Raw genomic sequence first — 16,538 nt, 5'->3', positions numbered from 1 at the left:
TCCCCTCCTATAACAGTTGTTGAATCTTTGTGCTGTCACCCGGGTGATAGCTTCGCAGCTTTTGAATGGCGGAGCCGTGAGTTTCCGGGTACACTTCAATTGTTTCTTCTGAATGTTCCGATTCATCATTCGTTTTGTTTGCCATTTTCATCATCACTAGCTGCTTCAGCGGTCCCCCGAGCAGCAATTCCAAAGCTTCCATTGCTTCAGGGGCTTCAATAGAGCCAATGCCTGCCTGAGCCATTCTCTTTTGATATTCAGGTGATGAAACAACACCAATGCTACCCCAATAACTCCAATTCATCACGGCCACTGTACAAGGCCATATGTGAGATAGCCGCTGTGCAAAAGCATCCTTAAAACTGCAGCCCGCAGCGTAATTGCTTTGTCCGGAAGCTCTTGCAAACGATTGGACGGAAGAGAAAAACAAAACAAAATCCAGTGGTTCATACCGGAAAACTTGTGCCATTCGCACGCTTACATCAACCTTTGCCGCAAGAACGTTTCTGAAACATTCTTCACTCATATTCATCAGGCTTTGGTCTTGTAAGACAATCGCAGAATGAATGATGCCGTTGATTTCACGATGCGTTTGTTTCATTGTTTCATAAGCGCGTTCTAATTCCTCTCGGTTAGCCGCATCAGCTTGAATGTAATATGGGGCTGGCCCTAGACGCGCAAGTCTGTCCAGCTTGCTTTGGATGGCTGCATCCTTTTTCCTTCTGCCAATCCAAACGATCTGCGCCTGATATGTTCTGATCATATATTCACTCCAGGCCTCACCAATACCGCCAGCTCCGCCTATGACAACATAAACGCCTCCGTGCTTATACTTCGTGTGCACCGGTTGATTGTTGTGTACTGGAATCAGACGAAGCTTATGCCAAATCCTGTCTCGATAGGCCCACGTATTCCCTTCTTGATCAAAAGGCAAGGAAAGGAGTTGAGATAACGGCAAGTCTTCGTGCTCTTTAACATCGATCAGCTTTGTCTGCCAATTTGGATATTCTTTTGCCATTGAACCAATCAGGCCGTGCACCCCGGCATCGACCGGGTTGACAATATCTTGCTGATCAACATATTGTGTGTTCACCGTCACGACCGTCCAGCTGATCTCCTTCCGTGCATAGCCTAAAGAAAGCATTGCCTTAATAAGCCTATACAATTGAATGACGCCTTGATCTTGGGCTTCAATCATTTCATCGCCGACTTCACAATCTGGCACACGAGATGAAGACATCCACACAATATGATCAAACGATCCAAGTGCTTCAAGCTCATCTGCAATTCTCTGAATTGATGCGTTCGGCTCAATGTTCAGCTCCTTGGACAACGGGAACTGCCTTTGAACAGCTTTTCTGCTGTTGTCATCCCCTCCGAGGATGACAACACGCTCATCAGCAGGTGAAATGATCTTCTTCTCCAGCTGCACTTGATCCCATATCGGCGCCATAAGAAGCGCTCCGTCAAGAGTTGCTTTGGAGTTTAGTGATGTCGGCTCGTCTGGCGGTTGTATACCTTCTTCCAGCACCCTTGAGGAAATCCCCTTGATTCTTACACACACTCGGCCTTGCTCATCACACAAATCAATATCCAGTCTCTGTATTTTGTCCTCATTTGGGCGAGATGTCACAGACACCCACATTTTATTTGTACACGGGCTGAATATTTCTAGCTCTTGCAGCGCAAAAGGCAGAGAAAGCTGCTCGTCACCGGAATTCAGCTTCAGCCCGATCGACGCTTGTAAAGCAGAGTCCGCCATACTTGGATGCAGAACGAATTCATTCATTGTGTGAGTTACACCGGCAGGCAGGGAAAGCTCTGCCAAGGCTTGATTGCGGCCGATGTAAAGCCGATCTATCCCTTGAAAACCAGGGCCGTAGTCAATGCCGATCGCCTTAAACAATTCATAACATTGGTCGTGTGAGAGTGTGCTTAAACTGCACTGGTCTCGAAGCACGCTGATATCCTGGACTGGCAGGTCTCCTGCCCCGCGGATTGAAGCACTGCCTTGACAATGTATCTTTCGCTTATTGTGTGCATCCTCTGCCTCTGTATAGATGGTAAAAGCAATCTCACCGTCCTGCTGGGGATGTAGACTGATATCCACTTGAACAGGCTGGCCGTCCGCCACAACCGGCTGCACCCACACAACATTTTGGATGTGAATAACAGATTGTTGATCTTCGGTTCCTCTCACTGCTCTTGTAACGGCAGCATGTACCATCTCAAGATATGCCACCCCCGGCATAACCGGTTTTCCCTTCACCCTATGATCGGCGAAAAAGAACTCAGCGCCTGTAAAGGTGGAGCTGAAACGCTGCTCTGATAAATCTGAAGTATTGACCTGTACCAATGGGTGCAAAGCTGCTGGTTCGACAGTTTTTAGAGCTGTTTGATGGGCAGTTGCTTCCCCTTTCGTATCCGTTATCCAGTAACGTTCTTTCGCAAATGGATAGGTAGGCAGGCTGATGCGCTTCGGCTGTTTGCCGTCATACAGCTTACTCCAGCCTATCTCCATGCCTTTCACCCATAAATCAACCAATTTTTCATATATGTGAGGCTCCCAGCTATTTTCGAGCGTTTTCTGTACTTCATCATCTGATCTCAATGTTTGTACAATGCCTTTTTCTGCCCTGCCTCTGTACATGTATTTCGCATAGGTGCCCCCTTCTATAAAGAGGTTCAGTTTTTCCAGCAAGTCCCCAGTCGAGACAGCGATGATCCCTAATCTCTCCTCCATTGCATCACGCCCCTCTTGGAGTGTATAAGCAATATCAGTGAGGTCATGAGCCGTGATAGATTGCTTGCTAATAAAATCTGCTAATTGCCGGGCTTGGTCTTTCAGACGATCTTCATCCTTTGCCGACAAAATAAAGATGCCCGGGTGCTGTGCTGTCACAGCTGGTGCTTGTGCAGGGTGGGTTGTTTCTTTCGGAATATATTCCTCAATGACTACGTGGGCATTGACGCCGCCTATCCCAAATGAACTGATACCTGCGCGGCGCGGCAGCTCTCGGCCGGCTTCATCACGAAGCGTCTGCCATTCTCTCGATTTCTGCACAATATAAAACGGGCTGTCATCCAGTCTGATATATGGATTAATGGTTTCACTATACAGACTTTTGACAAGAGTTTTATGCTTAAGCTGTAATAACACTTTAATGACACCCGCCACACCGGCCGCCAGCGATAAGTGACCGATGTTTGTTTTCGCAGAGCCAAGTCCGCAATGGCTGCCATGAACAGCCGGGTCCCCCGTTTTTTTATACAGCTCTTTAAATGCCGCTTTTAAGCCGTTGATTTCTACTGGATCACCCAGTTCTGTTCCAGTCCCATGCGCTTCAATATAAGTTACGGTTCTTGGATCAATTCCCGCTTTTTCATATGCTGTTTTTACGACATCCGCCTGGGCTTTCGGATTAGGAGTCGTTAGAGAATTTGCGCGGCCTCCGTGGTTTACCGCACTTCCTTTAATGACACCGTAAATATGATCACCGTCCCGTTCAGCCGCTGTCAGCTTTTTCAGGAAGAGCATGCCGGCACCTTCACTGACTGCGAAACCATCGGCTTTGTCAGAAAATGTTTTGCATCTTCCTTCTTTGCTCAGCGCTCCGGCCTTATCATAAGCGATATGGCCTTGCGGAGTTACGACCGTGTTGACTCCTCCCGCAATCGCCATGTCACAGTTTCCATTTTCAATGGCGCAGACCGCATGATGAATGGCGACTAAAGAGCTTGAGCACGCAGTGTCGATCGGTTCACTCGGTCCATGAATGTTCAGGAAATAACTGACTCTATTCGGTCCGGCAGAAGGACTCATATTCGCAGCCGCTGAGCCTTCGATGTCTACATTAGACAGAAGCGAACTGTACCCTGTGTTTCCTGTCCCAATGAAGATGCCCGTTTTAGTTCCTGCCAGGCTTCTCGCTGAATGTCCTGCTTCTTCTACCGCCTTCCACGCATATGTCATTAACAGACGCTGCTGAGGCTCCATCTGCTCAGCCTCCAATGGAGATATGCCGAAGAACAATGGATCAAAGTCAGCTACTTCATCAATAAAACCGCCCCATTTGACGTTTGTTTTATTCGCTTCTTTCAGAGGGTCTCCGTAATACTCCTGCCAATCCCAGCGGTCTTTTGGAACCTCTGTAATACAATCTGTGCCTGATGACAGATTCTTCCAATATTCCTCGACGTCCTTTGCCTTTGGGAAAACGCCGCTCATCCCCACAATCGCAATAGGCTCAGGCTTATGATCAGCTTCCTTTTGCTTTGGTGTTACCGAGCGTTTTGCAAAGCGGTTTTCAGTCGAAAACGTTATATTTTTTATATTCTGTTCGACAGGCTGCATCGGCACCTCAGCTTTGGCAGGCGTTTGAGCTGCAAAAGCATCTGGATATTCTTCTGACAGATACCCTGCAAATGCATAAACCGTTGCGTGCTCAAAGAAGATCGTCGGCGTGAGATCCAGCTTGTACTTCTCATTCAGTGTATTCGCGAATTCAGTTAAGGTAATCGAATCAAATCCATATTGATTAAACTCCATGTCCGGGTCAATCTCTTCAGGTTTGATTTTGAGCAATTGAGAGATTGCTTGCTTTAATGCTTCTTGAATGTGGTCGAACATATTCCCTGGATCCATTCTTTTTTCAGCTGTCACCGGTACTTGTACTGTTTTCAGTGGCACTTCATCAGAAGATGGCTTTTGAGCCAGCTTTTCCCTCATCATGTCTTTGATTCCTTCCATGACGATGACTTGATCCTTGCCAAATGCCAAAGCTTTATACAGCGCTTGAATGCCGGTCTCGGTCCGCATTGGAGTCACACCTGTGTTTTTCAACGTCATGTTTTCAATTTCTTTATTCGCGCGCATGCCGCCTTCTTTCCAGAGCGGCCAATTGATCGACAACGTTTGCCCGTGCCTGTACATGGCGGTTACAAGTGCATTTCGATAAGCAGCATAACTGTCCATAAATGCGTTAGCCATTGCGTAATCCGCCTGTCCCGAGCTACCGGCAACACTTGATATTGAAGAGAAGAGGATAAAGAAATCTAACGCAAGGTGCTCGGTTGCCTCATCCACATTCACAAGCCCTTTTACCTTAGGAGCAAAAACTTGTGTCAGCTCTTCATTGGTTTTGCTCATCAGATAGTTATCTTTAATCAGCCCTGCGCTGTGAATGACGCCATTCAAGTCTCCGTAATCAGAGGTAATGCTTGTGATAAGCTCTGAGGCTGCTTCCGTTTGTGTCACGTCTACCTGCCTGTATTCTGCGCGAGCCCCTAATTGCTGAAGTTCGTTAAGCTCCGCCTGCTGATCCGCATTCAACGCAGATCTGCCTGTCAGAATGAGCACAGGCTGTTCAGATTGACGAGCAATCTCTTTTGCAAAAATAAACCCAAGTCCTCCCGCGCCGCCCGTGATGAGGTATACGCCTTTATCTCTCCACGGCAGGCTTATTTCCCGATCAGCCATTGGCAATTCACACAAATCATTGATGTACCGTTTGCCTTTTTCATATTTGATACGCTGATCTACTGTGTGTCTTTTATTCTCTTTCAGTTTTTCTATCACACTTTCAATATTTTCATGTGAATCGATTTCAATCGTCTGGCCGATTAGTTTTTTATTCTCCAAGCCGGCTGTTTTAAGGAGCGCCGATAGCCCTGAGAATGAGTACTGCTTTTTTTGTGCTGAGGTAAGAAGCTGGATCAGGACATTGCCCTGCGGTTTGCTTTTGAGAAGACCCTGTATTGTCTCAAGCGCTTGTTCGGCATAATCTTGGAACCTCTCTGCAAGTCCTTTGCGGAATGACTCCAAAGCGATGCATTCCGCCCCTGTCATTCTTGATTCAATGCTATCTTTTGAGAGGCCATTCATGTCGCAAAGCATGACAATGTGCCGTTCGTATTGAGGCTCAGGACTTTCTTTTATACAAGCCTTAGGCACCCATTGTTCTTCAAACATCAGGGTTTCCAGCGTTTGATCAGGTTCCGCCGATCCAAAGCCGCCTTCCGCTGCCCTGAATGACAATCCTTTCATCCGAACACAAACATTGCCGTTCACATCTAAAATATCAATATCCCGTTTTTGCACCTTATCAGTTGCCTTGCTGCCTTGGCTGTATCTTGCGTATACCCACATTTCCGACGAACATGCTCCGAAGACTTCAAGCTCCTGGACCGCAAAAGGCAGTGTCAGCTGGTTATCCCCGGCGCCTGTCAAAATGCTTGACGCCTGCAAAGCAGAATCCATCAGCCCCGGGTGCATGTTGTATTGGCTGAGCGTATCTGCAGCTGACGGATGCAATGACAATTTTGCCAAAACAAATTGCTCAGCTGTATAGATTTTTTTCACTCCGCGATAAGCAGGACCATATTCAAAGCCAATCATTCGATATGTGTCGTATACTTCGTTTACGCTGAAATGGCTTTCCTTACACTGCTCCAGCAGGGATGGCAAATCAACCGCCGGCAGATTTTCAGCAGGGTTCAATACCGCGCTGCCTTGACTGAAGACGATTGACTGTTCACCTGCAACGTCTGAATGACCATAGATTTCATAAGAAATTTCACCACTTTCCTCTGGTGAAAGCCTGATGTGTACTTGCATCGGCTGGTCTTCTACGACAATTGGCCGCACCCACACCGCGTTCTTTAGCTTTATGGTGCACGGAACACCTTGTACCTCTGCGGCCTGCTCAACAGCTGCCCGCGCCAATTCAAGATGAGCCACTCCCGGCAAGATCCGTTGGCCTTTCACAACATGATCAGCAAGGAAAAACTCTTCTCCTGTATAGATAGAGCTAAACCTTTGTTCTGAGAGGTTCGATGTGTTTTGCTGCATCAATGGATGCAGCACAGCTCCGCCAAGACTGGAGGCTGCTTTATTTACATTCGTGCTGCCGCTTTCTTCAATATGATCAGAGATCCAATAACGGTCTTTTGCGAACGGATACGTCGGCAAGCTCATGCGCTTAGGCATAGTCTCGCCATACATGTTCGTCCAGTCTACATCAAGCCCCTTTACCCATAATTCAAGCAATTTTGCATACTTTCCCCGTTCCATCCATTTCTTGACGGCTTCTTGAATTTCTTCGTCCTCTGTCAGCATTTGCAGTGTGCCTTTATCAATCCTGCCTCTAAATACATCCTCCACATCGTTTTTGCCTGCTGCGAAGTCTTTTAATTTTTGCCGCAAATCCTCAACGGAACCAGAAATGATCCCAAGACGTTCTTCCATCGCGTCCCGTCCGGCTTGCAGTGTATAAGCGATCCGGGTGAGATTAGCGTCTCTGTATGCTTCCTTATCAAGCGCATCTGCCAGCTGCTGTGCGTATTCTTTTAACCGCGCTTCATTTTTAGCAGATAAAACGAAGATACCCGGATGTTCCGGCGTGATAGATGGTATATTCTCATCAGCTGCTTCCGGAATATATTCCTCAATAACCACGTGGGCGTTTACGCCCCCGATTCCAAATGAACTGACACCCGCCCGGCGAGGAAGTTCTTCTCCCCGTTCATTTTTCAGCGCTTTCCATTCTCCCGTTTCCCGTACGATATAGAACGGACTGTTTTTTAGCTGAATGTATGGATTCACGGTTTCGCAATGAAGACTTTTCACTAAGGTTTTATGCTTAAGCTGCAATAATATTTTAATAACTCCTGCTGCACCGGCTGCCAGCGATAAGTGGCCGATGTTTGTCTTTACAGATCCTAATCCGCAGTAAGGATTGGCTGATGTGTCTCCTTCATTTATCCCCAATGCTTTAAAAGCTGATTTTAAACCGTTAATTTCAACCGGGTCGCCAAGCTCTGTTCCGGTTCCGTGGGCTTCAATGTAGGTCACGGTTTTCGGATCGATTCCCGCTTTTTGATATGCCGACTGAATAACATCTGCCTGCGCCTTCGGATTAGGAGTCGTTAAAGAGGCTGCACGTCCGCCGTGATTGATTGCACTGCCTTTGATGACTCCGTAAATATGGTCTCCCGCTTCTTCAGCCGCTTTTAATTTTTTTAGGAACAGTATGCCGGCACCTTCCCCATGCGCAAAACCATCGGCTTGATTTGAAAACGTCTTGCATTTTCCTTCTTTGCTCAGCGCACCTGCCTTATCAAAGCTGATATACACCTCAGGAAGGATAATCGTATTTACACCGCCGGCTAACGCCATGTCACAAGTGCCTTCCTCAATGGAAGAGATGGCATGGTGGATCGCCACCAATGAACTTGAACACGCTGTATCAATCGGTTCGCTCGGTCCGTGCAGATTAAGGAAATAACTGACCCGGTTTGGACCGACTGAAGGGCTTGTATTGGCTGCCGCTGATCCTTCTATTGCCGAGTTCGCTTTAGATAGAAGAGAGCTGTATCCTGTATTTCCTGTTCCGATGAAAATGCCGGTCTTTGTGCCTGACAACCTTTTCGCCGAATATCCTGCATCTTCGATCGCTTTCCAGGCGTAAGTCAGCAGTAAGCGCTGCTGAGGTTCCATTTGTTCAGCTTCACGCGGAGAAATGCCAAAGAATAATGGATCAAAATCTGCTATTCCGTCAATAAAACCGCCCCATTTTACGTTCGTTTTATTGACTTCCTTCGCCGGATCACCTTCATATTCACGCCAATCCCAGCGGTCTTTCGGAATTTCCGTCATGCAGTCTTTGCCCTCTTTTAAGATGTTCCAGTATGCCTCAATATCTTTCGCCATAGGGAAAATCCCGCTTATGCCTACGATGGCAATTGGCTCAGGCCCAGTATCACTCTGTATGGCGTTTGGCAGCATGACTTGCTGCTTTCGGCGTCTTTTAGCTTTGGCACGCACGGCTTGTTCCTGTTTCGCGGCTGACTGAATCTGAGCCGATGCAGCACGTACAGCAAATGTCTTCGCAAATACCGATTGATATTCTTCTGACAAATGCTTGCCAAACGCATGTATCGTCGGATGGTCAAAAAATACGGTTGGCGTCAGCTCTAACTTATAGGCGCGATTGATATGGTTGGTGAATTCAGTCATTGAGATTGAATCGAAACCATACACCGTCATCTCAACATGATCATCAATCGTTTCAAGCTTAACCTTTAACAGCTTGGCAACCTCTCGCTTTAACATCGCCTTTACTTTATCCAGCAAACTGTCTGTATCAATGCTATTTACTTGTTCAGTCATGTCTTTTGCTTCCTTCTTTTCCATAGGTGCTGAGGCGGTTTTTGCCAGCATGTTTTGTTTTATTTTCTGCCCATCGCCCTCGATCACCATTACTTGGTTTGCCTCTGAATGAAGCGCTTGATATAATGCCTGAATTCCCTTTTCTGCCCTCATAGGAACAATACCCGCTACTTGTACAAGCCTTTTCTCAGTTTCTTTTTCGACCTGCATGCCTCCATCTCTCCATAAAGGCCAGTTTACAGAAAGTGTCTTCCCATGCCGCTGGCTGAGGTCCGCAAGCCTATTTCGATAGCCCGCATACATATCCATAAATACATTGGCTGCCGCATAGTCAGACTGACCGATGCTTCCTAAACTTCCTGAAAGAGATGAAAAGAGAATAAAGAAATCCAAAGGCAAATCCTTGCTTGCCTCGTCTAGATAAACAAGCCCTTTCACTTTAGGCGCCAGTACATCGTGCAGATCTTCTGCCTGTTTATTGACCATGTAGCTGTCCTTGATGATTCCCGCGCTGTGAAGAATACCGTTCAGACGGCCATATTTTTTTTGAATGTCGTCAATGAGCTGATAGACTTCAATCTTATCGGTAACATCCGTTTGCCGATAGGTGACCTCAGCCCCCTTGCTATGAAGCTCTTTCAGCTTTTGGCTTTTGCTTTCGCTAAGAGAGGATCGGCCCGTCAGAATGATTGTCGCATTCTTCGTTTGTTCCGCGATTTCCTTTGCAAAAATATGGCCTAGTCCGCCGGCGCCTCCTGTAACGAGATAAACGCCATTGTCTTTCCACGGTTTGCTGACGTCTCCTTTTGCCTGTTTGACTTCACGCCAGTCAGCAATATACCGTGTCCCGTTTTGATATTTGACATATGAATCTTTGCTCAATTGATTTTCTAATAGTTTGCTGGCAATGCTTTCTCCGCTTTCTTCACTGCTGACTTCAATCATTTGGCCGGTTAGTTTGGCATTTTCCTGACAAGCTGTTTTCAGCAGTCCTGTCAATCCTGAAAACAATTGCTGTTCTCCCTCTACAGAGGTTACGATCTGAATGAGAATGCCGTCTTTCGGTTTCGTACGAATGATCTCTTGTACCTTTTTAAACACTTGTTCTGTATAAGAATGGAAACGCCCCTCTACTGAAGAAGGCCTTGCTTCCAGGCTGTATACACGGACATCCCTGATGGCTGCTTCAATTTGTTGTCTCGTCTCATGATCATATTCACATAAGAATACGAGATGCTCTGCATATTTTTTTGCAGCTAAGCCGGTGGCTGCCTTTTGTTCCTGCCAAACGGGCTCAAGCAATAAAGTTTCGCTGTTGGTGTTTGATGGTTCGATTTGTACATCTGCTTCCATCACTCTCGCCGAAAATCCTTTCAGCCGCACGCAAATCATGCCATGCTCATCGCATAGATGAATATCGACTTTCTGTATCACATCTCCTGGTTTGTTTTTCGAGTTGAATTGAACATAAACCCACATGTCAGAAACGCACTGACGAAAGACCTCAAGTTCCTCTAAGGCAAATGGCAGTGCTGCCTTAAAGTCTTCCGTGTCTGAAAGTTCCGCTCTGACGACATTTTGCAAATATTCAGCTGCCTGTAACGCTCCGTCCAATACACTCGGATGAAGAACATAATCGTCCAAGGTATGTGTGACAGATTCCGGCAGTGATAATTTGGCAAGTAGCTGTCCGTCGCCTTTATATACGGCCTCTACGCTCTTGTAACCCGGACCGTAATCGGCGCCGATCATGCTTTCATAAAACGAGACAGCATCCATTCTGCTTTGATCACATTGTTTCTTGGTCTCAGAAAGATCCAGTGCTTTTTCTTGCTTTAACTGAATCAATTCCGCTGTACCTTGGTTATATACAACTGGTTCTGCATCAGCGGATTCCGGCTCACCATACATCCGATAAGCGATTTGTCCGCCATCTTCATCGTAAAGTCCGATATTTACCTGAACCGGCTCACTTCCTGCTACAACCGGACGAATCCATACGACATTTTTCAGCCTGATTCCAGTATTATGATCCTCCAATCCGCCAATTCCTTGTTCTATAGCGGCTCTTGCCATTTCAAGCGTGACTGCCGCCGGCAAAATGGCCATGCCTTTAATGATATGCTCGGCAATAAAATACTCTTGTCCTGTGAAAATGGAGCTGAAACGCTGCTCTGACAGAACCGATGTATTATGGTGCACTAAAGGATGCAAACGCGCCTGTTCAATTGCTGTGATGGTATTGCTTTCAGGCCAGTATCGTTCTTCGGCAAAAGGGTATGTCGGCATGCTGATGCGGCGCGGCTTTGCATCAGGATAGAGCTTACGCCATTCAACGTGAAAGCCTTTTGCCCACATCTCGGCAAGCTTTCTCACTTCTTCTTTTGATATCCGTGATGAAGCCATATCTTCTGCCTCAGCATTTCCAAGCAGCTGTTCAGCGGATGTCATTTTCGTTCTTTCTCCTTGGATACAACCCTCTGGAAGCGTCTCCCCATTCACAAAAGCTTCCAGCTGCTGTTTCCATTGTTCCGGATCACTCGCCATAAAAACGATCCTGTTATCCATTGCTTCACGGCCGACCTGAAAGGTATAGGCAATATCTTTTAAAGAGAAATTCTTTTTCTCGTCTTGACTGATATAAGACAGCATTTCCTTCGCGTATGCATGGAGCCGTTCTTTATTTTTTGCTGATATTGGAATGATGTAGGGCTGATTGCCTTCGTTTTCGGAACCTGCATCAGTATTGTTTTCATATTGCTCAAATATAGCATGAGCGTTAGTTCCGCCTAGCCCGAATGAGCTCAGAGCCGCCCGATGGACACCTGCGTGTTTCTCTAACGATTTTCGTTCACGGACAACATAAAAAGGAGAGCTTTCAAACTTTATATTCGGATTTGGCTCGGTACAGTTGATGGTCGGTGCAAGTTCATTATGGTATAAGCTCATCGCAACTTTAATGCATCCGGCTAACCCCGCAGCTGTATCCAAATGGCCGATATTCGTTTTCACTGAACCAATTCCGCAAAATTGTGTTTTGTCGGTGTATTGCTTGTACACTTTATTTAGAGCAGACATTTCAATAGGATCGCCTAATTTCGTTCCCGTCCCGTGCGCTTCAATATAACTGACCGTTTCAGGATGGATCTTGGTTGTATCCAATACATGCTGTATCACCTCTGTTTGGCCTTTTACACTTGGCGCATAGAAGCCGGCTTTTTCTGCCCCATCATTATTGATGCCTATTCCGCGCATAATGGCATAAATATGGTCTCCGTCTTTTACGGCATCCACAGCTTTTTTCAGCAGGATGACCGCAACACCTTCGCCCCCAGCCATTCCATCCGCCGAAGCATCGAACGCCTTTACATGCCCGTCGCTTGAAAAATTCAACCCGTTTTGGTGCACATAGCCGATCGCTGATTGTGCATGCAATGTTGCGCCTCCGACAAGCGCATATTCTGATTCGCCTGATGTCAGGCTTTTGTATGCTTGATATAAACCAACTAGTGATGAGGAGCAGTTAGAATGAACAAAGTAGCTTGGCCCTTTTAATCCGAGCTTATGCGAAATCATTGTCGGAATGGTTCCGCTTTGGGCTAACACCCATGAAACATAGCCATCAGGTGATTCATGTCCTTCTGTTGTTTCCTTCGGCAATAACGTTCTATATGAATTGCTGCTTGCAGACATATATACACTTGTTGCCGGAATCTCCTTAGCCACATATCCTGCATCTTCAATCGCTTTCCAGGAGTGCAGCAATAAGAGGCGGAGCTGAGGATCCATATACTCAGCATCTTTTGGCGAGATTTGAAAGAAACCGGGATCGAATAAGTCTTTCCCTTGGATCACAGATTGCACTGGCACATAGTCAGGGTGCTGTATCAATTCTTCGGGAACTCCATTTGCGCGTAGTTCTTCTTCAGAAAAGAATCGTATGCTTTCTTTGCCTTCTTTGATGTGGTTCCAGAAGTCATGATGATTTTTCGCGCCTGGGAACTGGCACGATATCCCCACAATCGCAACACTGTCGTCAAAATAAGGGGGAATTGTCTGTTGCGGGTATTTTCCATCTTTTTTGTCATCATGATCATCTTCATTTTGCGTCACGGCTGGATCTGAGTTTTTCATCTCCAAAATATATTCACTGATTGCACGGATCGTGGAATACTCAAACAGCTCAGTAACACTAAACTCACAATCGAATTCTTTTTTGATTCGCTCAGCCACAGCTACAGCCAGAAGCGAATCGCCGCCCGCATCGAAAAATCCGTCTTCCGGCCCAAATCCGCTGACCTTGAGAGTTTCCTCCCAAATGCGTAGCACCTGATCCTCTATTTCCGTTGCCTGCAAGTGAATTGATTTTCTACTATTGAAAACAATCTCACGTTTTTCCAGTTCTTTACGGTTCACTTTTCCGCTGGGCGATAATGGAAGCTCATCCAAGCGGATAAAGTGTGAAGGTATCATATATTCCGGCAGACTGGACTTTAAATGGCAGCGCAATTCTTTCGGATCGGCAGGAGAATGTCCACTTTCCTCTGTATAATAAGCAGCGAGCTGTTGATGGCCCTCCAGCTGCTTTACCACTACAGCCTGATCTAAAATGCCCGGGTATTCACTCAGCTTTGTTTCTATTGCGCCCAGCTCGACGCGAAAACCGCGTATTTTCACTTGGCTGTCCATCCGTCCCAAGTATTCTATGTTGCCATCAGGAAGCCATCTGGCTAAATCACCCGATTTATATAGCTTCATCCCTGGTTCAAAGGGATTGTCAATAAATTTTTCAGCCGTAAGCCCCGGCTTTTTAAAGTAGCCTCTTGCCAAGCCGGCTCCAGCGATGCAAAGCTCTCCAGGCTTTCCGATTGGCACAGGCTTCAAATGCTCATCCACAATATAAATTTTCGTGTTGGAGACAGGCTTTCCAATCGGTGTATGGTGACTTGCAATATCCCCTTTTCCGCACCCGAAATAGGCAGCGTAAATGGAGGCTTCCGTCGGTCCGTATATATTTTCAACACGGCAGTTTGTAAAGAGCGATACCGCCTTTTTCACTAATTCTTTAGGGAAGGCTTCACCTGCAACCATCATATACTTCAGTGGTCCATCCTCTGTAAATCGCTTGTTGTCTTTCGCCATTTCTAAAAAAACATGCAGCATGGCCGGCACAAAATTAACGTGAGTCACTTTATAAGTTTCAATGTAATCCATACAAAGCTGCGGTGATTTCTCCCCATTAGGCGGAAGAATCACAAGACGGCCGTCTCCAATAAACCATCCGAATAATTCTGAGATCGATACATCAAACACATAGTTCGTCTTCAGTAAATAGGCATCCTCAGCCATAACAGGATAATGAGATTCAAGAAAATTCAGGGTATTCATAATGCTCCGATGCTCTACCATAACCCCTTTAGGCTGTCCGGTGCTTCCTGATGTATAAATGATATAAGCGAGGTGCTCTGGCTTTACTTGCCGTTTTAAGCCGTTGCTTTGCTGATCAGGATAACCGTTTCGACAAGCCAACTCGATATTGATTGCTTTCACTTGGCTCCCCGTTAATCCGCTGATTCTATCATGAACGTTAGATTGGGTGAGGACAACGGATGCCTGACTGTCTTTGAGCATGTACTCTAATCGTTCTTGCGGGAAGCTTGGATCTAATGGCACATATGCTCCGCCGGCTTTCAGTATTCCTAAAATTCCGATGATCATATCAAACGAACGCTCTGCACAAATGCCAACTGGCTGTTCTGGTCCAACCCCCTGATGTTGAAGGTAGACTGCCACAGATGTGCTTTTTTCATCTACTTCTTTGTATGTAAGTGATCTGTCTTCAAACATCACAGCAACAGCATCTGGGGTTTGTTTCGCTTTTTCCTCAAACACCTCATGTATACACTTGTCATTTGCGATGTTTGTCCCTGTCGCATTCCATTGTTCCAGCAAACTAGTTTGTTCTTGATTTAATTGCAAAGAGTAGGCCTCAAGCGGCAAAGACGGGTCCTCCATCATGTGCTGCGCAAGCTTCATATAGTTCTCCATCATGCTTTCAATGGAGGGCACATCATACAAATCAGGGTTAAACAAAAGATGAAGCACTGTTTCATTTTCTTGCTCATATATTTCGAGTGCCAGCTCAAATTCACCCTCTTGCCGAATGTCTTCAATATATTCAATGCCAAGCGTTTGATACGGTTCGAGCACTTTTTTCAAGCTTGTTGCCTGAAAAAAGTTTTGGTACAGAAAGGCTGTTTGAAAAACCGGAGAATCCGCGGCCGATCGGTCTACATTCAGCTCTCTTACCAATGCAGGGAACGGATACGCCGCATGATCCAGACCGTCAGCCATTGTCAGCTGCAGTTCCCGAATAAATGCTGTTAATGGCTGAGTTCCGATATTCTTGCTCCGAACAGCCATCATATTGATAAAATAACCGATTAGGGTTTCAAAGCTATCTTCATGCCGACCCATTGTCGGAACGCCGACAATGAGATCCTTTTGTTTTGTATAATGATGCAGCAGTACTTTGTAAATGGAGAGAAACACAACAGATTCATTCACATGATAAGTGCGGGCAAACGATTTAATTTGATTTCTCAGGTGATGAGGGAGCAAGCTTTTATAAGCTTGCCCCTTGAATTTTCGTGCTGAAGACCGCGGACGGTCAGCTGGCAGATCAAGAACTGGCAGACTCCCAGACAACTGTTCTTTCCAGTAAGCGAGATGCTCTTCCCCTTCTCTGCCAGTCAGCATCCGGTTTTCCCAAGCGACAAAATCGTAATAATCAGCTGTTATTGGCTGCTGCACGGGCTCAATCCCATTCAGCAATTGTTGATACGTTTCAAATAGCGCCGCCATCAATGTCAGCATCGACACACCATCGAATATGATATGGTGAATCGTTATAAGAACAATGCATTCTTCTTTCGATCGATGAAAAAGATGTGTGCGCATTAACGGATTAGCTTCTAAATGGAAAGGTTCTTTTGCTTTTTCTTTTAGAAAAGGCAAGATATCTGCTGATTTCATTGCTGATATATCCTCTTCCACAAAATAAAGATTCTCTGATAACTGAACCGTTTGAAATGGAATGCCATCCACTTCTTGAATCACACTGGCTAAGACAGGATATTGTCTCTGTACAAACAGAAGGGCCTTCTTGAACGTTTGTGCATGTATTGGCTTGCTGAAGCGAAAGCATAAAGGAATATTATATGCACTCATCCCAGGAGACATTTTTTGAAGCATCCACAGCCCTTTTTGCCCTTCTGAAAGCGGGCTTTTCAACTGCCGCTTCATGCCTTTAAGACGTTCTTCCACCTCAGAAATGGTTAATTCTCCTGATCTGAAGGCATCAAGAATT

The 16,538-nt window shown here is 46.0% G+C and carries 1 protein-coding gene; it reads right to left on the bottom strand.

What is annotated here, in order from left to right:
• Window positions 1–7 precede the first annotated feature (7 nt).
• Window positions 8–16,474, bottom strand: a complete 16,467-nt coding sequence (locus C1T29_RS10940) for a non-ribosomal peptide synthetase (protein WP_103748984.1) — start codon at window positions 16,472–16,474, stop codon at window positions 8–10.
• Window positions 16,475–16,538: the final 64 nt, after the last annotated feature.

This window comes from Bacillus sp. MBGLi79 (genome assembly GCF_002953915.1).
The sequence above is the reverse complement of the archived record's forward strand: the minus strand, read 5'-3'. Positions and strand labels throughout refer to the sequence as shown.

Excerpts from the sequence above, each read along its gene's own strand:
- C1T29_RS10940 (WP_103748984.1), bottom strand. The coding sequence starts at position 16,474 with ATGAAGCGGCAGTTGAAAAGCCCGCTTTCAGAAGGGCAAAAAGGGCTG.